Origin of the sequence: Streptomyces sp. NPDC085866, assembly GCF_044541035.1 — a bacterium.
GTDB lineage: Bacteria > Actinomycetota > Actinomycetes > Streptomycetales > Streptomycetaceae > Streptomyces.
Genome location: NZ_JBITSQ010000021.1, coordinates 25,294 through 43,975, shown reverse-complemented (window position 1 = coordinate 43,975; position 18,682 = coordinate 25,294). Strand labels below are relative to the sequence as shown.

Here is an 18,682-nt window from a genome sequence, read left to right as displayed (position 1 = left end):
CGAGAGCCCGTCCATGGGCCAGAATGAGCCCGTGCCTTCCCTGTTGCTGATCGAGGACGACGACGCCATCCGCACGGCCCTGGAGCTCTCCCTGACGCGCCAGGGTCACCGGGTGGCCACCGCTGCCAGCGGTGAGGACGGTCTGAAGCTGCTGCGTGAGCAGCGACCGGATCTGATCGTGCTGGACGTGATGCTGCCCGGCATCGACGGATTCGAGGTGTGCCGGCGCATCCGGCGCACCGACCAGCTGCCGATCATCCTGCTGACCGCCCGTAACGATGACATCGACGTGGTCGTGGGACTGGAGTCCGGCGCCGACGACTACGTCGTGAAGCCGGTGCAGGGCCGCGTGCTGGACGCCCGGATCCGGGCCGTGCTGCGCCGCGGCGAACGCGAGTCCAGCGACTCGGCGGCCTTCGGCAGCCTGGTCATCGACCGGTCCGCGATGACCGTCACCAAGAACGGCGAGGACCTGCAGCTGACGCCGACCGAGCTGAGACTGCTGCTGGAGCTGAGCCGGCGGCCCGGTCAGGCGCTGTCCCGCCAGCAGTTGCTGCGGCTGGTGTGGGAGCACGACTACCTGGGCGACTCGCGCCTGGTGGACGCGTGTGTGCAGCGGCTGCGCGCCAAGGTGGAGGACGTGCCCTCGTCCCCGACCCTGATCCGTACCGTCCGTGGTGTCGGCTACCGCCTGGACACCCCTCAGTGACCGATACGCAAGGGGGGCTGCGCGGCTGGGCCGCGGGGCGCAAGGGAAATCTGTCGCGGCTGCGGTTCACCAGCCTCAGGCTGCGACTGGTCGTCGTCTTCGGTCTGGTCGCGCTCACCGCCGCGGTGTCGGCGTCCGGCATCGCGTACTGGCTGAACCGGGAGGCCGTGCTCACCCGGGCCCAGGACGCGGTGCTGCGCGACTTCCAGCAGGAGATGCAGAACCGGGCGGGTGCGCTGCCGGTGCACCCCTCACAGGACGAACTGCAGCACGCGGCGGGCCAGATGGCCGGCAGCAGCCAGCGGTTCAGCGTGCTGCTGGTCGCCCAGGACCCGAGCGGCGGCACGGTGTACGGCAACTCGGGCGGCATCAACGGCTTCGCGCTGGAGGACGTGCCGGGGTCGCTGCGTGCCGCGGTGAACAAGCGGCAGAAGGTGACCGACTCCAACCAGTCGCCGTACCACCTGTACTGGCAGCGGGTCGACAACCACGGCACGCCGTATCTGGTCGCCGGCACGCGGCTGATCGGCGGCGGTCCGACGGGCTACATGGCCAAGTCGCTGGAGCCGGAGGCCAAGGACCTCAACTCGCTGGCCTGGTCGCTGGGGATCGCGACGGGTCTCGCGCTGATCGGCTCCGCGCTGCTCGCGCAGGCCGCCGCCACGACCGTGCTGAAGCCGGTGCACCGGCTCGGGGTGGCCGCCCGGCGGCTCGGCGAGGGCAGGCTGGACACCCGGCTGAGGGTCTCGGGCACGGACGAACTCGCGGATCTGTCACGGACGTTCAACAACGCGGCCGAGGCGCTGGAGAAGCGGGTGGCCGAGATGGCCGCGCGCGACGACGCGTCCCGGCGCTTCGTGGCCGACATGTCCCACGAGCTGCGCACCCCGCTGACCGCCATCACCGCCGTGACGGAGGTGCTGGAGGAGGAGCTGGACGCGGACGCCGGGAGCATCGACCCGATGATCGAGCCGGCCGTACGGCTGGTGGTCAGCGAGACGCGGCGGCTGAACGACCTGGTCGAGAACCTGATGGAGGTCACCCGCTTCGACGCGGGCACCGCCCGCCTGGTCCTGGACGACGTCGACATCGCCGACCAGATCACCGCCTGCATCGACGCCCGCGCCTGGCTGGACGCCGTCGAGCTGGACGCCGAGCGCGGCACCCACGCCCGCCTCGACCCGCGCCGTCTGGACGTCATACTGGCCAACCTGATCGGCAACGCGCTCAAGCACGGCGGGTCGCCGGTGCGGGTGTCGGTGCGCATGGACGATGAAGAGGGCGCCGACCTGGTCATCGCGGTGCGCGACCACGGACCCGGCATCCCCGAGGACGTCCTGCCGCACGTCTTCGACCGCTTCTACAAGGCCAGCGCCTCCCGGCCGCGTTCGGAGGGCAGCGGCCTGGGCCTGTCCATCGCCCTGGAGAACGCCCACATCCACGGCGGTGAGATCACCGCGGCCAACTCCCCCGACGGGGGTGCGGTGTTCACGTTGCGGTTGCCGCGGGACGCCTCACGGCTGACGGAGGAGAGCGGCGAGGGCACCAAGAACGACGAGGTCGGGAATTCCGGGAAGGAGGGGTCATGAGAGCAGGGACCGTACGCAGTCTGCTGGCGGCGCCCCTCCTGGCCGCGCTGCTCACCGGCTGCGGGATCCGGCCCACCGAGGTGCCGACGGACTTCGGCGGTGCGCCCTCCCGGGTCCCGTGCACGCCGTCCGGGCCCGGTGTGTCGACGCAGTCCTCGCAGGGGGTGGCCGTGCAGGTCTTCCTGCTGTGCGGTTCGTCCCTGGTCGCCGTCGACCGGACCGTCCGGGTCCCGCAGGGCACCCCGGACGCGCGGCGCCGGGTGATCGTGGCGCAGGGTCTGCTGGACCAGCTCGCCGCGTCCCCGTCGGCCGGGCAGAAGGCGGCGGGCTACACGACCTACGTGCCGGGCGGCCTGAGCGTGACCGGGCCGGGCCCGAAGGACCCGGACGACACGCTCAGGCTGAGCACCGCGCCGGAACAGCTCACCTCCTACGCCCTCGCCCAGCTCGTGTGCACGCTGTCCGACTCGGCGGCGACCGAGGGCGACGGTTCGGTCGTCCTGGGCGGCCCGGGCGCCGCCCCGCTGCGCCGCTACGAGTGCACCGACGACGTCCGCAACCGCCCGGGGACGACCGAGCCGCCGTCCAGCGAGGTCACGGCGGGCTGAGCGGCCGCGCGCGGGCGGGTGTGGCGGACACCTCATGTGCATCCGCGTGACGGATGCGGAACCGATCGTGCACAGGGGTGCGTCTAGGGGGGCGTGCAGCGTCAAGGCTCCATCGGCGGCAGTGCCGCGATCCGCATCCGTGCGACAGGGGGTGTCCTCCTCGTCGCGCACCTCGGGCTCGTCGCCTGGCTGATGCTGCGACCCCTGGACGTCCCCTGGGTGATGCCTGCCAACCTGCGCCCGCTGGCCGGCATCCGGGCCGATCTGTCGCTGGGCTGGCCCGAGGCCGCCAGACGCCTCGGCGAGGGGCTGGCGCTGCTCGCGCCGCTCGGTGTGCTGCTGCCGATGTCCGGCAGGCTCGACGTCTCCCCGCTCACCTCCCTGGTCCGTACGGCGGCCACGGGCGCCCTGATCTCGCTGGGCATAGCCCTGCTGCAGACGGGGGTGCCCGGCAGGGTCGTGGACGTCGACTCGCTGCTGCTGAACACCGTGGGCGTGATCCTGGCCCACCTGGCCGTGGTGCCCGCGGGCCGGGCCTGGCTGCGGCGCCGGGGCGAGCGCGAACCCCAGGAGGCGGAGCAGGTCACCGTCCAGGAGGACCTCCCTCAGGGTCGTACCCCGACGATTCCCAGGGTCGGGATCGCCCCGTAGAGCGACGCTTCGTCCCCTTCGTCTCCGTACCGTGGAAGACAGTTGAGGCGATCGACGGGAGAGCCTCACCCGACGCTCACGAAGGAGCCGCAGATGTCCAGCCTCGCCCGCCCCACCCACGGCCGCATGATCGGCGGAGTGTGCGCCGCGCTGGCCCGGCGCTTCGGCACCTCCGCGACGACGATGCGGGTCGTCTTTCTGCTCTCCTGCCTGCTCCCCGGCCCGCAGTTCCTGCTCTACATAGCGCTGTGGATCCTGCTGCCGGCGGAGGACAAGGCCAAGGCCGCCGCCTGGTGAGTCCGGGCGCGCGAACGCCGCTGGGGCGCTCCGGACTCCTCCGGGGCGCCCCAGCGGCGTCGGGCGCGCGGCGGATGTCAGCCGAGCGGGATGCCGTTCACCGGCACGCCGTGCGTGGGCAGACCCTGCAGCGGCAGTCCGCCGAGCAGGCCGGCGGCCGGCGCGGTCGGGCCGCCGGCGAGGACCTTCTGGACGGTCGGCTGCGCGGCGGCCAGCCCGGCACCGAGGGCACCCTGCCCCTGGGCGAGCGCCTCACCGGCGCCCGGCAGCGCCTTGCCGACGTTCTCGGCCGGCAGCGTCTTGGTGACGGTGTCCAGGGCCTGCGTGGCGTCGGGAACGGCCGGGGCCGCGTTGGCCGCGCCCGCACCGACGGCGGCGAAGGCGGCACCGAGGGCGGCGACACCGAGGGTCTTGGCAGCAGACTGCTTCATGGTGAATGCGTCCTTGAATGCGGAGACAGGAGACAACAAAAGATCTGAGCGGTCCACGACCGTAAACATGCCGGACCGCCGCCCGCAAACACCGAAATGCGGACGACTTGTGAAAGCCCGTCCGCATTCCGTGCCGCCGTTCGCCCCGCCGCTACCCCTCGGATCCGAAAGAACCGCTGGTGGAGGCGGTCTGCTGGAACAGCCACTCGGACTTCAGCTCTGCGTATCCGGGCTTGACCACGTCATTGATCATCGCCAGCCGTTCATCGAAAGGAATGAACGCTGATTTCATCGCATTGACGGAGAACCATGCGAGGTCGTCGAGCGTATAACCGAACGCCTCGACGAGATGCTCGAATTCCCGGCTCATGCTGGTGTGCGACATCAGCCTGTTGTCGGTGTTGACCGTCGCCCGGAAGTGCAGGCGCCGCAGCAGCCCGATCGGGTGCTCGGCGTAGGAGGAGGCGGCCCCGGTCTGCAGGTTGGAGCTGGGACACAGCTCCAGCGGGATGCGCTTGTCACGGACGTAGGAGGCCAGCCGCCCGAGCCGCACCGAGCCGTCCTCGCGGACCTCGATGTCGTCGATGATCCGCACCCCGTGCCCGAGCCGGTCGGCGCCGCACCACTGCAGCGCCTGCCAGATGGACGGCAGTCCGAAGGCCTCGCCGGCGTGGATGGTGAAGTGGTTGTTCTCGCGCTTGAGGTACTCGAACGCGTCCAGGTGCCGGGTGGGCGGGTAGCCGGCCTCGGCGCCGGCGATGTCGAAGCCGACCACGCCCAGGTCCCGGTAGCGGTTGGCGAGTTCGGCGATCTCCAGGGCGCGGGCCGCGTGCCGCATGGCGGTCAGCAGGGCGCCGACCCGGATGCGGTGGCCGTTCTCCCGGGCGAGCCGCTCGCCCTCCCGGAAGCCCTCGTTGACCGCCTCGACGACCTCTTCGAGGCTCAGCCCGCCCTCCAGGTGCTGCTCGGGGGCGTACCGCACCTCCGCGTAGACGACCCCGTCCTCGGCGAGGTCCTCGGCGCACTCGCGGGCGACCCGGACGAGCGCCTCCCGGGTCTGCATCACGCCGACGGTGTGCGAGAAGGTCTCCAGATACCGCTCCAGCGAGCCGGAATCGGCCGCTTCGCGGAACCAGATGCCCAGCTTGTCGGGGTCGGTCTCGGGGAGCTGGGAGTAGCCCGTCTCCTGGGCGAGTTCGACGACGGTTCCGGGACGGAGCCCGCCGTCGAGATGATCGTGCAGCAGAACCTTGGGGGCCCGGCGGATCTGGTCCGGCGTCGGGACGTGCGTCGGGACGGTCCCAGTCGGTGGAATCTGGCTCGTCATTGCCGCACTGTAGCGCCTACGCGCGTAGAGAGCCGCTGTACGGCATGTACTTTTCCGTCGATATTTAACGGTGACCGCACGGACGGGTTTCGTACACCGTCGCTTCTGACACTGTTCTGTCATGGGACAGCAAGCGACGCCGGTCCGAACGGCCAGGCTGGGAAAGGCAGTCGGCCCGGAGCCGACGTCAGTGAGCGGAGCGGTACTGCTGCTCCCCGGGGGCGAGGAGGTCTCCGCCCGCAGGCCGTCGCCCCTCCATGCGACGGCCTTCGTCCGCTCCCTCGGCCGCCGGTTCGCTCGCGCGGGCCGTACGGAGGGCTTGGCTGTCCATACCGTCCACTACCGCTACCGGGGCTGGAACGGCAGCGAGGCGCATCTGGCGGGGGACGCGCAGTGGGCCGCCGACGAGGTCGTCCGGCGGTACGGGGACGTTCCCGTGTGCCTGGTCGGACTCGGCATGGGCGGACGGGCGGCGCTGCGGGCGGGCGGGCACGAGGCGGTGAACTCGGTCGTCGCGCTCGCGCCCTGGCTGCCGGAGGAGGACGTGGCCGCGGCCGTCGAGCCGGTGAAGCAGCTGGTGGGGCGGCGGGTGCTGGTCGTGCACGGCACGAACGACGAACGGACCGATCCCGAGCTTTCGTTCCGGCTGGCGGCTCGGGCCAAGAAGGTGAACCGGGACGTGTGCCGGTTCGAAGTGCACTCCGACGGTCACGGGTTGCATCAGCATCGGGACGAAGTGCTGAGCCTTGCGGTGGACTTCGTGATGGGGGCCTTGTTCGGGTGTTCGGTGTCGCGGCCTGTGGAGGATGCGCTTGCTGCTCCGCCGCCCATCGGGCTTCGGATGCCGTTGGCTGCGGGGTTCGGCAAGTCGCTGAGACGGTAGAGCACCCCTAGGTGGGGAGCAGATTCCCTCTTCTGGAGAGCAGGAACTTCTTGAAGGCGGCCACCGGTGGGGTGTCCGGGCGGTCGGCCAGCCAGGCGACGCCGATCTCGCGGGCCGCCCTGGGGGCTGTCACCGTCAGTTCCACCACGCCCGGACGCGGGACCGTCGGCGGGGGCAGGAGAGCGACACCCAAACCCGCTGCCACCAGTCCCCTCAGGGTTTCTGCCTCCTCGCCCTCGAAGGCGACTCTCGGGCGGAAGCCTGCTTCTTTGCACAGGTCGTCGGTGATGCGGCGGAGGCCGTAGCCGGGTTCCAGGGTGACGAAGGTTTCGTCCGACGCCTCGGCCAGGCGGATGCGGCGGCGGGTGGCCAGGCGGTGGTCGGCGGGGACGACCAGGCGGAGTTTCTGTTCGTCCAGGCGGCGGGCGACCAGGTCGGGCGCGTCGGGGACCGGGGAGGTGAGGCAGAGGTCCAGCTCTCCTGCGCGCAGCCGCTCCAGCATCGCCTCGCCGTAGTTCTGGACCAGGCTGAAGCGGATGCGCGGGTGGTCGGCGCGGAAGGCGTGCAGCAGGCCGGGTACGGTCTCGGCGCCCATGGTGTGCAGGAAGCCGAAGGCGACCTTGCCGGTGGCCGGGTCGGCGTCGGCGCGAACCTCCTCGGCGGCGCGCTCGACCTCGGCGAGCGCGCGTTCGACGGAGGCGAGGAAGGTGCGGCCGGCGGTGGTGAGGGAGACCGTACGGCCGTGTCGGGCGAACAGGTCGACGCCCAGGTCCTGTTCCAGGCGGGCCATCGCGCGCGAGAGGGTCGACTGGGGGACGTTCATCTCGTGGGCGGCGCGGGTGACGTGCTCGGTGCGGGCTACGCCGGCGAAGTAGGCGAGGCGGGGGGCGAGCAACCTCGACATCGCAGTCATGTCTTCTGTGTCACTGGACGGTGACAGTCGCGCCTGTGAGCTCTGCTGATGCACCATGGGAACGATTATGGCGAATCCATGCATTGGACGGATGAGTGGATCCGTACGTAGCTTCGAGGCATGTCTCCCGCCAGTACCGGGGCGTCCACCAGCGTGGACGCCGTCTCGCCCGTCCGTTCCTCCCACTCCGCGTCCGACTCCCGCATGGCGCCGGGCGGCCCCGGTTACCGCCGGATGAGCTTCGCCCTCTTCCTCGCCGGAGTCGCGACCTTCGCCCTCCTCTACTCCACACAGGCACTGCTGCCGCTGATCTCCGGGGAGTTCGGGGTCGCGGCGAGCGAGGCGAGCTGGACGGTGGCGGCCGCGACCGGCGGTCTGGCGCTGTTCGTGCTGCCGATGAGCGCCCTGTCGGAGCGCTTCGGCCGCCGTACGGTGATGACGGCCTCGCTGGCGGTCGCGGTGAGCGTCGGGCTGCTGGTGCCGTTCGCGCCGTCGATCGGCGCGCTGGTGGTGCTGCGGGCGGTGCAGGGCGCGGCGCTGGCCGGTCTGCCGGCCTCGGCCACCGCGTACCTGGCCGAAGAGGTCCGGCCGAAGGCGCTGGTCACTGCGATCGGGCTGTTCGTGGCGGGCAACAGCGTCGGCGGGATGAGCGGCCGGGTGATCACCGGCTGGGTCGCGCAGGAGTGGGGCTGGCGGGTGGCCGTCGGCGTGATCGGCGCGATCGCGGTGGCCTGCGCGGTGGCGTTCCGGCTGCTGCTGCCGACGCCGAAGCACTTCAGGCCCGGCTCGCTGCGCCCCCGCGTCCTGCTCGGCACGGTCCGCGACCACCTCTCCGACCCGCTGCTGCGTCGCCTGTACGCGATCGGCGCGCTGTTCATGACGGTGTTCGGCGGTGTCTACACGGTGATCGGGTACCGGCTGACGGAGGCCCCCTTCTCCCTCCCGCAGGGCATCGTCGGCTCGATCTTCCTGGTGTACCTGGTCGGTACGGTGTCGGCGTCGACCGCGGGCCGCCTGGTGGGTCGCCTCGGCCGCCGGGGCGCCCTGTACCTGGCCGGCGGTACGACGGCGGCGGGCCTGCTGCTCTCCCTGGCGGACTCCCTGCCCCTGGTCCTGCTGGGCCTGGTCCTGATCACCGCGGGCTTCTTCGCGGGGCACGCGGTCGCCTCCTCGGCGGTCAGCAAGACGGCCACCCGCGGCCGCGCCCAGGCATCGGCCCTCTACCAGTCCGCGTACTACGTCGGCTCCAGCGCGGGCAGCACGGTCGGCGCGATGGCCTTCCACTCGGGCGGCTGGGCCGGCACGGTCACCGTGGGCGTCCTCGCGGTCCTCGGGGTCGTGGCGATCACGGTCCTCGGCTCGCGGGCGGCCCGGGTGGCGGCCCGGCGGCAGCCGGTGGCGGCGCACTGAGCCGGTGCCAGGTCCGCTCAATTCCCTGAAACAACCGGTCTGAACTGCGCTTTTCCGCGCTCGGGGGGCCATTGTCAGTGGGCTGCGGTAGCTTCCGGAGTGCTGGAGCGCGAAAGCGCGTGAACAGAACGGCCACAGGGGTGGGTGGACGATGGGCGACAGCACGGCGACGGCGGACCTGGACGTCGCACTGGAGAAGCACCGGACCGAGCTGACCGGGTACTGCTACCGCATGCTCGGCTCCTCCTTCGAGGCCGAGGACGCGGTGCAGGACACCCTGGTGCGGGCCTGGCGGAGCTACGACAAGTTCGAGGGCCGTTCCTCCTTGCGCTCGTGGCTGTACCGGATCGCGACGAACGTGTGCCTGGACATGCTGACGGCCGGGAACAGGCGGGCCCGTCCCATGGACCTCACCGACTCGACACCCCTAGCCCAGGCGGCTCTCGCCCCCCGCCCGGACAACACCTGGCTGGAGCCGGTGCCGGACGCGCGCGTGCTGCCGACGGTCGAGGACCCGGCGGAGGCGGCCGTCGCCAGGGAGTCGATTCGGCTGGCGTTCATGGCGGCCCTGCAGCAACTGCCGCCCAAGCAGCGGGCGGTGCTGATCCTGCGCGAGGTGCTGGCCTGGAGGGCGAGCGAGGTCGCCGAGCTGCTGGACACCACGGTCGCCTCGGTCAACAGCGCGCTGCAGCGGGCCCGGGCGACGCTCGCCGAGCGGGAGCAGGCCGGTGCCGAGGCGGCGGTCTCCGACCCGCTCGACGAGGAGCAGCAAAAGCTCCTGGAGCGCTATGTGAAGGCCTTCGAGGGCTACGACATGACGGCGCTCACGGCGTTGCTGCACGAGGACGCCATCATGACGATGCCGCCGTTCGACCTGTGGCTGACCGGCCACGACGACATCACCGGCTTCATGACCACCCTGGGCGCCGCCTGCGCCGGCTCCCGTCTGCTGCCCGTGCAGGTCAACGGGCTGCCGGGTTTCGCCCAGTACAAGCCGGACCCGGAGGCGGGCGGCTTCACACCGTGGTCGATCCAGGTCCTGGAGATCTCAGACGGCCGGCTGACCGGGTTCCACTTCTTCCTCGACACCCAGCGCTGGTTCCCGCTCTTCGGCCTCCCCCTCCGCCTGGAAGCGGAGCCCGACAAGATCGAGTAGGGCGCGTAGCGCGGGGTCCGGATCGCGCAACCGTATCCGGCCCCCGGCCCGCCGTGCGGCCAGCTCCAGCCGCGCGAGCAGATCGACCACCGCCAGGCCGGGCGGCCCCAGCCCGCCCACGTCACAGACGACGACCCCGGCCCCGGTGACCTCCAGCAGCGCCCGTACGTCGTCGCACAGCCCCGCCACCTCGTCCCTGGTGACGGGGCCGGCCGGCACGAGCACGGCGGGTGTCCTCTCATCCACGTGCGGTAGACCGGCGAGCCGCCCGTAACTCATCGCGCCGGCCCGCACCCGGGCGGAGATCACATTGACCCGCCGCCCTGCTCCGCCGGAGGGTAAACTCCGTGCAGGGGGTGCTGAGCGGGTTCGCGGTGATCGCGGTCGTCATCGGGGTGGGTTACGTACTCGGGCGGCGCGGTTCGCTCGGCGACCAGGGCCGCGAGGTCCTGACCGGGCTGGCGTTCACCGTGGCGGGCCCGGCGCTCCTGTTCACGACCCTGGCCAGGGCCGACCTGTCGGTGCTGTTCTCCAGCCGGCTCCTGGTGACGGCCCTGAGCACGGCCGCGGCCTGCGGGGTCTTCGTGGCGATCGGCGCGCTGCGCCGCTGGGGCGTGGGCCGCACCACGATCGGCGCCCTGTGCTCCGGCTACGTCAACTCGGGCAACCTCGGCATCCCGATCGCCGCGTACGTCCTGGGCGACGCGTCCCTGGTGGCACCGGTACTGCTCTTCCAGGTCGTCCTGGTCACCCCCATCGCCCTGACGGTCCTGGACCTCTCGGGGATGGGCGAGAAGGGCGCGCTGTGGCGCCGCCTGCTGACCCCGCTGCGCAACCCGATAGCGGTCGGCTCGCTGTCGGGCGTCGTGGTGTCGGCGGCAGGCTGGAAGGTCCCCGCCCCGGTCATGGATCCCCTCACCCTGATCGGCAACATGTCCGTCCCTGCCGCCCTCCTGGCCTTCGGCATGTCCCTGCACGGCAGCGCGGCCCCTGGCCGGGGGCGGGACCGCCAACTGGTCCTGTTGTCGGTGGCGCTGAAGTCGGTGGGGCAGCCGCTGGTGGCGTGGGTGCTGGCGAGCGGGGTCTTCGGGCTGCACGGTGCGCCGTTGCTGGACGTGGTGGTGACTTCGGCGCTGCCGGCCGCGCAGAACCTGTTCACGTACGCGAGCCGCTATCGGGTGGCCGAGTCGTTGGCCCGGGAGTCGATCCTGTTGTCGACGGTGGTGTCGGTGCCGGTGTTGGTGGGGGTGGCGGCGGTTCTGGGGTGAGGGTCGGTCGGCAGGGCGGCCTCGGGGCGCTCCGGCACCGGAGTCACCATCAGGTCCGGGATGAGGAGATCACCGTGTCACCTGCTCCCGCAGCATGCCGAACGGGACCGGCAGTGGTCTACCGATCCCGTTCACCCGAAGAGGGAAACCGCAGGTCAGGCAATACGCTCCAGCACCACCGGCGAAGCCGTGAAGTCCGTGCCCGGGGCCGCGATGTCGTACGAGCCCTCGACCGCCTGGAGGGCGTACTCGAAGCGCTCCGGGGTGTCCGTGTGGAGGGTCAGCAGGGGCTGGCCCTCGGTGACCGTGTCACCCGGCTTGGCGTGCATCTCGATGCCCGCCGCCGCCTGCACCGGGTCCTCCTTGCGGGCGCGGCCCGCGCCGAGGCGCCAGGCGCCGACACCGATGTCGTAGGCGTCCAGGCGGGTGAGCACGCCGGAGGAGGGGGCCTTGATGACGTGCTGCTCGCGGGACGTGGGCAGCACCGCGTCCGGGTCGCCGCCCTGGGCCGCGATCATCCGGCGCCAGACGTCCATCGCCGAGCCGTCGGCCAGGGCCTTCGCCGGGTCCGCGTCCTTCACACCGGCGGCGTCGAGCATCTCGCGGGCGAGCGCGATCGTCAGCTCGACGACGTCCGCCGGGCCGCCGCCGGCCAGGACCTCGACCGACTCGCGGACCTCGAGGGCGTTGCCCGCGGTCAGGCCGAGAGGGGTGGACATGTCGGTCAGGAGGGCGACCGTCTTCACGCCGTGGTCGGTGCCGAGGCCGACCATCGTGGAGGCGAGCTCGCGCGCGTCCTCGATCGTCTTCATGAAGGCGCCCGAGCCGACCTTCACGTCCAGGACCAGGGAGCCGGTACCCTCGGCGATCTTCTTCGACATGATCGAGGAGGCGATCAGCGGGATCGCCTCGACCGTGCCGGTGACGTCGCGCAGGGCGTACAGCTTCTTGTCGGCGGGGGCGAGGCCGTCACCGGCCGCGCAGATGACGGCGCCGGTGGTGTCGAGGACGTGCAGCATCTCCTCGTTGGAGAGCAGCGCGCGCCAGCCCGGGATCGACTCCAGCTTGTCCAGGGTGCCGCCGGTGTGGCCGAGGCCGCGGCCGGACAGCTGCGGGACGGCGGCACCGCAGGCCGCCACCAGGGGCGCCAGCGGGAGGGTGATCTTGTCGCCGACGCCGCCCGTGGAGTGCTTGTCCGCGGTCGGGCGGGACAGCGAGGAGAAGTCCATGCGCTCGCCGGAGGAGATCATGGCCGCGGTCCAGCGGGCGATCTCGCGGCGGTTCATGCCGTTGAGCAGGATCGCCATGTTGAGCGCGGCCATCTGGTAGTCGGCGACCTCGCCGCGGGTGTACGCGTCGATGACCCAGTCGATCTGCTCGTCGGTCAGCTCACCGCGGTCCCGCTTGGTACGGATGACGGAGATGGCGTCCATGGCCATGGCTGATGGCTTCCTTCCGGGAGGTGCGAAGTGCACGGCCCCCCTGCGCAGGTCAGGGGGGCCGTACGGGAGTTACTTGGTGAGATGGTCCGGGCCGAAGGCCTGGGGCAGCATCTCGGCGAGCGGGAGGATGCCCGCGGGGGTGTCCAGCAGCAGGTCGGGGCCACCGAACTCGTAGAGCAGCTGGCGGCAGCGGCCGCACGGGACGAGCAGCCCGCCCGTGCCGTCCACGCAGGTGAAGTGCGTGAGGCGGCCGCCCCCGGTGCGCTGCAGCTGCGAGACCAGCCCGCACTCGGCGCACAGGCCGAGGCCGTAGGAGGCGTTCTCGACGTTGCAGCCGGTGACCGTGCGCCCGTCGTCGACCAGAGCCGCCACACCGACCGGGAAGCCCGAGTAGGGGGCGTAGGCGTGGGACATGGCCTCCCGCGCCTCGGCGCGCAGCGCCTCCCAGTCGAAGTCGGCGGCCGCGGTGGTCACTTGCCCTGTCCCTTCCGGTACGGCAGGCCGTCCGCCTTCGGCATGCGCAGCTTCTGCGCGGACAGTGACAGGACGAGCAGCGTGACGATGTACGGGGTCGCCGTCACCAGCTGGCGCGGAACCTCGTTGGTGGAGGCGTACCAGACGAACATCAGGACCGCGATGACGGCCGTGACGAGGGCGGGGACGTACTTCTTGCGCCACGCCTGGTAGGCGGCGCCGAACACCAGGAGGATCGCCAGCAGCAGGATCAGCGCGTGGACGTTCACCGTGCCGCCGCGCAGGTTGAGGCTGTCGGTGTAACCGAACAGGCCCGCGCCGAGGGCCAGGCCGCCCGGCATCCAGTTGCCGAAGATCATCGCGGCGAGACCGATGTAGCCGCGGCCGGCCGTCTGGCCGTCGAGGTACACGTTCGAGGCGACGATGGACAGGAACGCGCCACCGAGGCCGGCGAAGCCACCGGAGACGATCACGGCGATGTACTTGTACTTGTACACGTTGACGCCGAGGGACTCGGCCGCCACGGGGTTCTCACCGCAGGAACGCAGGCGCAGACCGAAGGAGGTCCGCCACAGCACCCACCAGGTCAGCGGGACCATGGCGACCGCGATCACGGTCAGCGGCGACAGGTCGGTGACCAGACCGCCGAGCAGGCCGGCGATGTCGGAGACCAGGAACCAGTGCTTCTCGTTCAGCGTGTTCAGCCAGTCCGACAGGCCCGGGATGCTGAACTCGCCGAGCGAGTCGATCGGCGGGGACTGCTTGGTGGAGCCCTGCGGGGCGTTGGCGAAGGTGAACTTCGACAGGTAGCGGGTGGTGCCGAGGGCCAGGATGTTCAGCGCCACACCGGAGACGATGTGGTTGACGTTGAACGTGACGGTGGCGATGGCGTGCAGGACGGCGCCGAGCGCGCCGCCGATGATGCCGAAGACGACACCGACCCACGGGCCCCACTGGTAGCCGGCCCAGGCGCCGAACCAGGTGCCGAGGATCATCATGCCCTCGAGGCCGATGTTGACGACGCCCGCGCGCTCGGCCCACAGACCGCCGAGGCCGGCGAGGCCGATCGGGACCGCGAGCTGCAGCGCGGCGGACATCTGCCCGACCGAGGTGATCCCGTCCGCACCGGTGATGATGCGGACGATCGAGGTCAGCACCAGCACACCCGCGATGACCAGCAGGAGTACCGGGAGCGACATACGGCGGCCGCCCTTGCCGGGCTGCTTCGCCTGCGGCTTGGCGATGGTCGCGGTGGACATCAGGCAGCCACCTCCTTGTTGGTGTTCTTGGCGGCGGCCGCGGCCAGCTCGGCGCCGACTCGCTGTTGCTGGCGGCGCAGACCCCACTGCCGTACGGCCTCGTACGAAATGACGACCGCGAAGACGATCAGGCCCTGCATGATCGTGGCGATCTCCTTGTCGTACGCCACGGGGGTCGCGTAGTCGAGGGCGGGCGAGGCCTTGTCGAGGAAGGCCCACAGCAGGGCGGCGAGCGCGATGCCACCCGGGTTGTTCCGGCCGAGCAGGGCGATGCCGATGGCGGTGAAGCCGAGGCCCACGGGGAAGCTCAGGCTGTAGGTGTGGCTTTCGCCGAGCAGCAGCGGCAGACCGGCGAGGCCCGCGATGGCGCCGGAGATCAGCATCGAGATCAGCACCATGCGCTTGGCGTCGACGCCGGAGGCCGCGGCGGCGGTCTCCGAGGCGCCGGTGGCGCGCAGGTCGAAGCCGAAGCGGGTGCGGTTGAGGACGACCCAGTAGCCGATGCCGAGGAGGACGGCGAGGAAGACCAGGCCGTAGATCTCGCCGACGTCCGAGCCCAGGTTGATGCCCGGGAACCAGCCGGACTTCTTCATGATGCCGGTCGTCGAGTTGTTGCCGACCTGCACGCCCCACACGTCGGTGAGGGTGACGTAGCCGATGACAGCGGTGGCGATCGCGTTCAGCATGATCGTCGCCACGACCTCGCTGACACCCCGGGTGACCTTCAGGACACCGGCGATGCCGGCCCAGAAGGAGCCGGTGCCCATGGCGACCAGCAGCAGCAGCGGGATCTGCAGGAAGCTGGGCAGGGCCATGTGCGCGCCGACGACGGCGGTCATCACCGCGGCGAGGCGGTACTGGCCGTCGACACCGATGTTGAACAGGTTCATGCGGAAGCCGAGGGCGACCGCGATGGCGGCGATGTAGTACAGCGACGCCTGGTTGATGATCAGCACCTGGATGTCCGAGTACGGCAGCTGCTGCAGCATCAGGGTGTACGGCTCGATCGGGTTCTTGCCCGAGGCGAGCAGGACCACCGAGGTCAGCGCGATCGCCAGGACGAGCGCGATGACCGGCCCGGCCACCGCGACGAGCACCCGCTCTTTGTCGAACTTCTTCATCGGGCCTCGTCCTCCGGACCGGCGTTGTCGTCGCCCTCGGGGGCGGTCTCTTCGTGCTCCAGGTGACCGGACGCGGCACCCGTCATGGCCGAACCCAGCTCCTCCGGCGTGATGGTGGCCGGGTCGGCGTCGGCGACCAGCCTGCCGTCGTAGATGACGCGCAGGGTGTCCGACAGGCCGATCAGCTCGTCCAGGTCGGCGGAGATCAGCAGCACGGCCAGACCCTCGCGGCGGGCCTCGCGGATGCGGTCCCAGATCTGCGCCTGGGCGCCGACGTCCACACCGCGGGTGGGGTGGGCGGCGATCAGGAACTTCGGGTCGTGGCTCATCTCGCGGCCGACGATCAGCTTCTGCTGGTTGCCGCCGGACAGGGAGGCCGCGGTGACGTCGATGCCGGGGGTGCGGACGTCGTACTCCTCGACGATCCGGCGGGTGTCGTCCTGGGCGCCCTTGGGGTTCAGCCAGAAGCCCTTGGCGTTGGGCTTCTCGGTGACGTGGCCGAGGATGCGGTTCTCCCAGAGCGGGGACTCCAGCAGCAGGCCCTGGCGGTGACGGTCCTCGGGGATGTAGCCGACGCCGGACTCGCGACGCTTGCGGGTGGGCCAGGGGGTGATGTCCTCGCCCAGGAAGGTGATCGAGCCGGAGTCGGCGTGCTTGGTGCCGATCAGCGCGTCGATCAACTCGGTCTGGCCGTTGCCCTCGACGCCGGCGATGCCCATGACCTCGCCGGCGTGGATGGTGAAGGAGACGTCGTCCAGGACGCGCTTGGCCTCGCCCGCGGGCGCGAACTCGGTGAGTCCCTCGCCGGTGGGCTCGTCCTCCGTGCCGAGGGAGACGGCGCCACGGGCGTAGACGGTGAGGTTGTCGACCGTCAGCACCGGCCGGTCGGTGACCGTGGATTCGGCGGTCTCCGGGGTGGGCAGCTCGCTGCCGACCATCATCTCGGCCAGCTGGCGCGGGGTGGTCTTGGAGGGGATCGCGGTCCCGACCGTCGTACCGCGCCGGATGACGGTGATGTCGTCGGCGACGGACAGCACCTCGCCCAGCTTGTGGGAGATGAAGATGACGGACAGGCCCTCGGACTTCAGCTCGCGCAGGTTGTCGAAGAGCGCGTCGACCTCCTGCGGGACGAGCACCGCGGTCGGCTCGTCGAGGATCAGGGTGCGGGCGCCGCGGAAGAGGACCTTGAGGATCTCCACGCGCTGGCGGTCGGCCACACCGAGGTCCTCGACCAGCACGTCCGGGCGGATGCCCAGGCCGTAGCGGTCGGAGATCTCCTTGATCTTCTTGCGGGCGCCACCGCCGATGCCGTGCAGCTTCTCGCTGCCGAGCACCACGTTCTCCAGCACGGTCAGGTTGTCGGCCAGCATGAAGTGCTGGTGGACCATGCCGATGCCGCGGGTGATGGCGTCGGCGGGGCTGGAGAAGCTCACCTGCTCGCCGTCGACCTGGATGGTGCCCTCGTCCGGCTTCTGCATGCCGTAGAGGATCTTCATCAGGGTCGACTTGCCGGCGCCGTTCTCGCCGACGAGGGCGTGGACGGTGCCCTTGCGGACCGTCAGGTGGATGTCGTGGTTGGCCACGACACCCGGGAATCGCTTGGTGATGCCCGCGAGCTCGACCGCGACTGTCGACGGAGCGGTGAGCGGAGGGCTGCTGGACGCGTCGATGGCGCACTCTCCTCGGGAAAGGGGCCGCTCTACGCGCGTAGCGCCCCTGCTTTAAATAGTGCCCGGACCTGACCGACCTTGATCGAGAACTGCACCTCGAGCAAAAATCCGATCCGTTCCGAGCATTCTGCCGCGCGAACGGGGTGCGGGCAGGTCATCCTCTCCGCACCCCGTTCCGTGGCCGTAACGCTGCCATTACAGCGTTCTGTTGGCCAAGGCCTCCGACCTAGATAGTCAGGAGGTCTTCACCGTGATGGTGCCGTTCTTGATGCCTTCCTCGGCCTTCTTGATCGCGGCCTGGATGCCCGCGTTGTTCGCAAAGGCCGGGTTGGACTGGGCGATGCCCACGCCACCCGACTTCAGGTCACCGCGGATGTCGCCGGAGAGCGGCTTGTTGTCCTTGATGACGGACTTCGACAGGCCGTAGACCGCGCCCTCGACGTTCTTCAGGGCCGAGGTCAGGATGTAGTTCTTGTACTTGGCCAGCGCGGCCTGCTTGTACTGGTCGGAGTCGACGCCGATGGCCCACACCTTGTGCTCGGCGGCGGACTTGATCACACCCTGGCCGGAGAGGCCGGCGGCGGCGTAGATCACGTCGGCGCCCGAGTCGATCTGACCGTTGGCCGCGTTCTCCCCCTTGTCGGGGCTGGCGAAGCCACCCTCCTGGGGCGTCTGGGTCAGGTACTGCGACTCGATCTTGATCTTCGGGTTGACGGACTTGGCGCCCTGCTCGTAACCCGCCTCGAACTTGTGGATCAGCGGGATGTCCACGCCGCCGATGAAGCCGATGTGGTTCTTCTTGGTCGCCTTCGCGGCCGCGACACCGGCGAGGTACGAGGACTGCTCCTCATGGAAGACCATGTCGGCGACGTTCTTCGCCTGGACCGTGTTGTCGTCGATGATGCCGAAGGTGACCTTCGGGAACTTCGCGGCGACCTGCTTCACGGCTCCCGCGTAGACGAAGCCGACGCCGATGACGGGGTTGTAGCCGGCCTTGGCCAGGGTCTCCAGGCGCTGCACCTTGTCGGCGTCGGTCTCGTTCTCCTGCGGCTCGACGTCCCGGCCACCGACGCCGAAGTCCTTCTGCGCCTTCTGGAAGCCCGCGTAGGCGGCGTCGTTGAAGGACTGGTCGCCCTTGCCGCCGATGTCGTAGGCGAGGCCGATGCCCTTGGACTTGCCCTCGCTGGAGGAGGAGGTGGACGAGCTGCCACAGGCAGAGACGGTGACGGCCAGCGCTGCGGTCGCAACGCCTGCAATCGTGATACGGGACACCCGGCGCATGGAACGTGACTCCTTTGTGCAAGCGCCCAAACCAGGCGCTGGTTCCGCCGCAGCGTAACGCGCGTAGACCTGACGGAAAACCCCCAATGTCCGGTCCGTTATCTAGCTGTGGCCACAGTCACTGCCAAGGTTACGGACAGCAGTACGCCCCTTGCGGGAGGCAAGGAGCGCGCAAGTACAACGATGCCCGGAC

General features: G+C 70.5%; 19 protein-coding genes. 9 read left to right on the top strand and 10 right to left on the bottom strand.

The window, feature by feature from the left end:
* The first annotated feature begins 31 nt into the window (after positions 1 to 31).
* The 5 genes from afsQ1 (at position 32) to ACIF83_RS39380 (ending at position 3,854) form a co-directional block, all read left to right on the top strand.
* Positions 32 to 709, top strand: a complete 678-nt coding sequence (gene afsQ1, locus ACIF83_RS39400; RefSeq protein WP_208643022.1) for a two-component system response regulator AfsQ1 — start codon at positions 32 to 34, stop codon at positions 707 to 709.
* Entirely contained in the window at positions 706 to 2,298 is a 1,593-nt protein-coding gene (locus tag ACIF83_RS39395) for an ATP-binding protein (RefSeq protein WP_393468068.1), read from the top strand. The genes afsQ1 and ACIF83_RS39395 overlap by 4 nt, the downstream gene beginning before the upstream one ends.
* Positions 2,295 to 2,906, top strand: coding sequence for a hypothetical protein (locus ACIF83_RS39390; protein WP_399734538.1), 612 nt, complete (start codon positions 2,295 to 2,297; stop codon positions 2,904 to 2,906). Before ACIF83_RS39395 ends, ACIF83_RS39390 begins: the two co-directional genes overlap by 4 nt.
* A gap of 93 nt (positions 2,907 to 2,999) precedes the next feature.
* Complete coding sequence (locus ACIF83_RS39385) at positions 3,000 to 3,557, top strand: VanZ family protein (protein WP_398137065.1); 558 nt, start codon at positions 3,000 to 3,002, stop codon at positions 3,555 to 3,557.
* Positions 3,558 to 3,650: 93 nt separating this feature from the next.
* Entirely contained in the window at positions 3,651 to 3,854 is a 204-nt protein-coding gene (locus tag ACIF83_RS39380) for a PspC domain-containing protein (RefSeq protein ID WP_398137064.1), read from the top strand.
* 77 nt (positions 3,855 to 3,931) lie between these two features.
* Here the strand turns inward: ACIF83_RS39380 and ACIF83_RS39375 are convergent, their stop codons facing one another.
* On the bottom strand, positions 3,932 to 4,285 hold the full coding sequence (locus tag ACIF83_RS39375) for an ATP-binding protein (RefSeq protein ID WP_393468058.1): 354 nt from the start codon (positions 4,283 to 4,285) through the stop codon (positions 3,932 to 3,934).
* Positions 4,286 to 4,436: 151 nt separating this feature from the next.
* Positions 4,437 to 5,612 carry an adenosine deaminase gene (locus ACIF83_RS39370; protein WP_393468055.1) on the bottom strand — a complete coding sequence of 392 codons (1,176 nt, stop codon included), beginning with the start codon at positions 5,610 to 5,612 and terminating at the stop codon, positions 4,437 to 4,439.
* A 121-nt stretch (positions 5,613 to 5,733) separates the two neighbouring features.
* On the opposite strand from ACIF83_RS39370, the gene ACIF83_RS39365 reads away from it, so the two are divergent.
* On the top strand, positions 5,734 to 6,495 hold the full coding sequence (locus tag ACIF83_RS39365; RefSeq protein WP_393468051.1) for an alpha/beta hydrolase: 762 nt from the start codon (positions 5,734 to 5,736) through the stop codon (positions 6,493 to 6,495).
* A 7-nt stretch (positions 6,496 to 6,502) separates the two neighbouring features.
* On the opposite strand, the gene ACIF83_RS39360 is transcribed toward ACIF83_RS39365, so the two are convergent.
* Positions 6,503 to 7,465: a LysR family transcriptional regulator gene (locus ACIF83_RS39360; protein WP_399734533.1), complete on the bottom strand. Its 963-nt coding sequence runs from the start codon at positions 7,463 to 7,465 to the stop codon at positions 6,503 to 6,505.
* Positions 7,466 to 7,528: 63 nt separating this feature from the next.
* Here ACIF83_RS39360 and ACIF83_RS39355 point away from each other — a divergent pair, with 63 nt between their 5' ends.
* Both ACIF83_RS39355 and ACIF83_RS39350 read left to right on the top strand, forming a co-directional pair.
* Complete coding sequence (locus ACIF83_RS39355; RefSeq protein WP_399734530.1) at positions 7,529 to 8,818, top strand: MFS transporter; 1,290 nt, start codon at positions 7,529 to 7,531, stop codon at positions 8,816 to 8,818.
* Positions 8,819 to 8,969: 151 nt separating this feature from the next.
* Positions 8,970 to 9,974: a sigma-70 family RNA polymerase sigma factor gene (locus tag ACIF83_RS39350; protein WP_399734527.1), complete on the top strand. Its 1,005-nt coding sequence runs from the start codon at positions 8,970 to 8,972 to the stop codon at positions 9,972 to 9,974.
* On the opposite strand, the gene ACIF83_RS39345 is transcribed toward ACIF83_RS39350, so the two are convergent.
* Positions 9,867 to 10,253 (bottom strand): STAS domain-containing protein, encoded by a 387-nt coding sequence (locus ACIF83_RS39345; RefSeq protein ID WP_399734726.1) that lies wholly within the window; start codon positions 10,251 to 10,253, stop codon positions 9,867 to 9,869. The two genes, ACIF83_RS39350 and ACIF83_RS39345, sit on opposite strands and share 108 nt — an antisense overlap.
* 68 nt (positions 10,254 to 10,321) lie before the next feature.
* Between ACIF83_RS39345 and ACIF83_RS39340 the strand changes: the two genes are divergently transcribed.
* Positions 10,322 to 11,242 carry an AEC family transporter gene (locus ACIF83_RS39340; RefSeq protein WP_399734524.1) on the top strand — a complete coding sequence of 307 codons (921 nt, stop codon included), beginning with the start codon at positions 10,322 to 10,324 and terminating at the stop codon, positions 11,240 to 11,242.
* 155 nt (positions 11,243 to 11,397) lie between these two features.
* Here ACIF83_RS39340 and ACIF83_RS39335 read toward each other — a convergent pair whose 3' ends face one another.
* From ACIF83_RS39335 to ACIF83_RS39310, 6 genes are all read right to left on the bottom strand, one after another.
* Positions 11,398 to 12,681 carry a thymidine phosphorylase gene (locus tag ACIF83_RS39335; protein ID WP_393468036.1) on the bottom strand — a complete coding sequence of 428 codons (1,284 nt, stop codon included), beginning with the start codon at positions 12,679 to 12,681 and terminating at the stop codon, positions 11,398 to 11,400.
* A gap of 72 nt (positions 12,682 to 12,753) precedes the next feature.
* Positions 12,754 to 13,158, bottom strand: coding sequence for a cytidine deaminase (locus tag ACIF83_RS39330; RefSeq protein ID WP_393468033.1), 405 nt, complete (start codon positions 13,156 to 13,158; stop codon positions 12,754 to 12,756).
* Entirely contained in the window at positions 13,155 to 14,417 is a 1,263-nt protein-coding gene (locus ACIF83_RS39325) for an ABC transporter permease (RefSeq protein ID WP_393468031.1), read from the bottom strand. Before ACIF83_RS39325 ends, ACIF83_RS39330 begins: the two co-directional genes overlap by 4 nt.
* Positions 14,417 to 15,538, bottom strand: coding sequence for an ABC transporter permease (locus ACIF83_RS39320; protein ID WP_393468028.1), 1,122 nt, complete (start codon positions 15,536 to 15,538; stop codon positions 14,417 to 14,419). The genes ACIF83_RS39325 and ACIF83_RS39320 overlap by 1 nt, the downstream gene beginning before the upstream one ends.
* Positions 15,535 to 17,208, bottom strand: a complete 1,674-nt coding sequence (locus tag ACIF83_RS39315; protein WP_399734723.1) for an ABC transporter ATP-binding protein — start codon at positions 17,206 to 17,208, stop codon at positions 15,535 to 15,537. Before ACIF83_RS39315 ends, ACIF83_RS39320 begins: the two co-directional genes overlap by 4 nt.
* A gap of 234 nt (positions 17,209 to 17,442) precedes the next feature.
* Positions 17,443 to 18,489, bottom strand: coding sequence for a BMP family protein (locus ACIF83_RS39310; protein ID WP_393468025.1), 1,047 nt, complete (start codon positions 18,487 to 18,489; stop codon positions 17,443 to 17,445).
* Positions 18,490 to 18,682: the final 193 nt, after the last annotated feature.

Coding starts and splice junctions, on each gene's coding strand:
- ACIF83_RS39360 (WP_399734533.1), bottom strand. CDS start 7,465: ATGGTGCATCAGCAGAGCTCACAGGCGCGACTGTCACCGTCCAGTGAC.
- ACIF83_RS39380 (WP_398137064.1), top strand. CDS start 3,651: ATGTCCAGCCTCGCCCGCCCCACCCACGGCCGCATGATCGGCGGAGTG.
- ACIF83_RS39325 (WP_393468031.1), bottom strand. CDS start 14,417: ATGTCCACCGCGACCATCGCCAAGCCGCAGGCGAAGCAGCCCGGCAAG.
- ACIF83_RS39365 (WP_393468051.1), top strand. CDS start 5,734: ATGGGACAGCAAGCGACGCCGGTCCGAACGGCCAGGCTGGGAAAGGCA.
- ACIF83_RS39390 (WP_399734538.1), top strand. CDS start 2,295: ATGAGAGCAGGGACCGTACGCAGTCTGCTGGCGGCGCCCCTCCTGGCC.
- ACIF83_RS39320 (WP_393468028.1), bottom strand. CDS start 15,538: ATGAAGAAGTTCGACAAAGAGCGGGTGCTCGTCGCGGTGGCCGGGCCG.
- ACIF83_RS39335 (WP_393468036.1), bottom strand. CDS start 12,681: ATGGCCATGGACGCCATCTCCGTCATCCGTACCAAGCGGGACCGCGGT.
- ACIF83_RS39345 (WP_399734726.1), bottom strand. CDS start 10,253: ATGAGTTACGGGCGGCTCGCCGGTCTACCGCACGTGGATGAGAGGACA.
- ACIF83_RS39350 (WP_399734527.1), top strand. CDS start 8,970: ATGGGCGACAGCACGGCGACGGCGGACCTGGACGTCGCACTGGAGAAG.
- ACIF83_RS39370 (WP_393468055.1), bottom strand. CDS start 5,612: ATGACGAGCCAGATTCCACCGACTGGGACCGTCCCGACGCACGTCCCG.
- ACIF83_RS39375 (WP_393468058.1), bottom strand. CDS start 4,285: ATGAAGCAGTCTGCTGCCAAGACCCTCGGTGTCGCCGCCCTCGGTGCC.
- ACIF83_RS39310 (WP_393468025.1), bottom strand. CDS start 18,489: ATGCGCCGGGTGTCCCGTATCACGATTGCAGGCGTTGCGACCGCAGCG.
- ACIF83_RS39355 (WP_399734530.1), top strand. CDS start 7,529: ATGTCTCCCGCCAGTACCGGGGCGTCCACCAGCGTGGACGCCGTCTCG.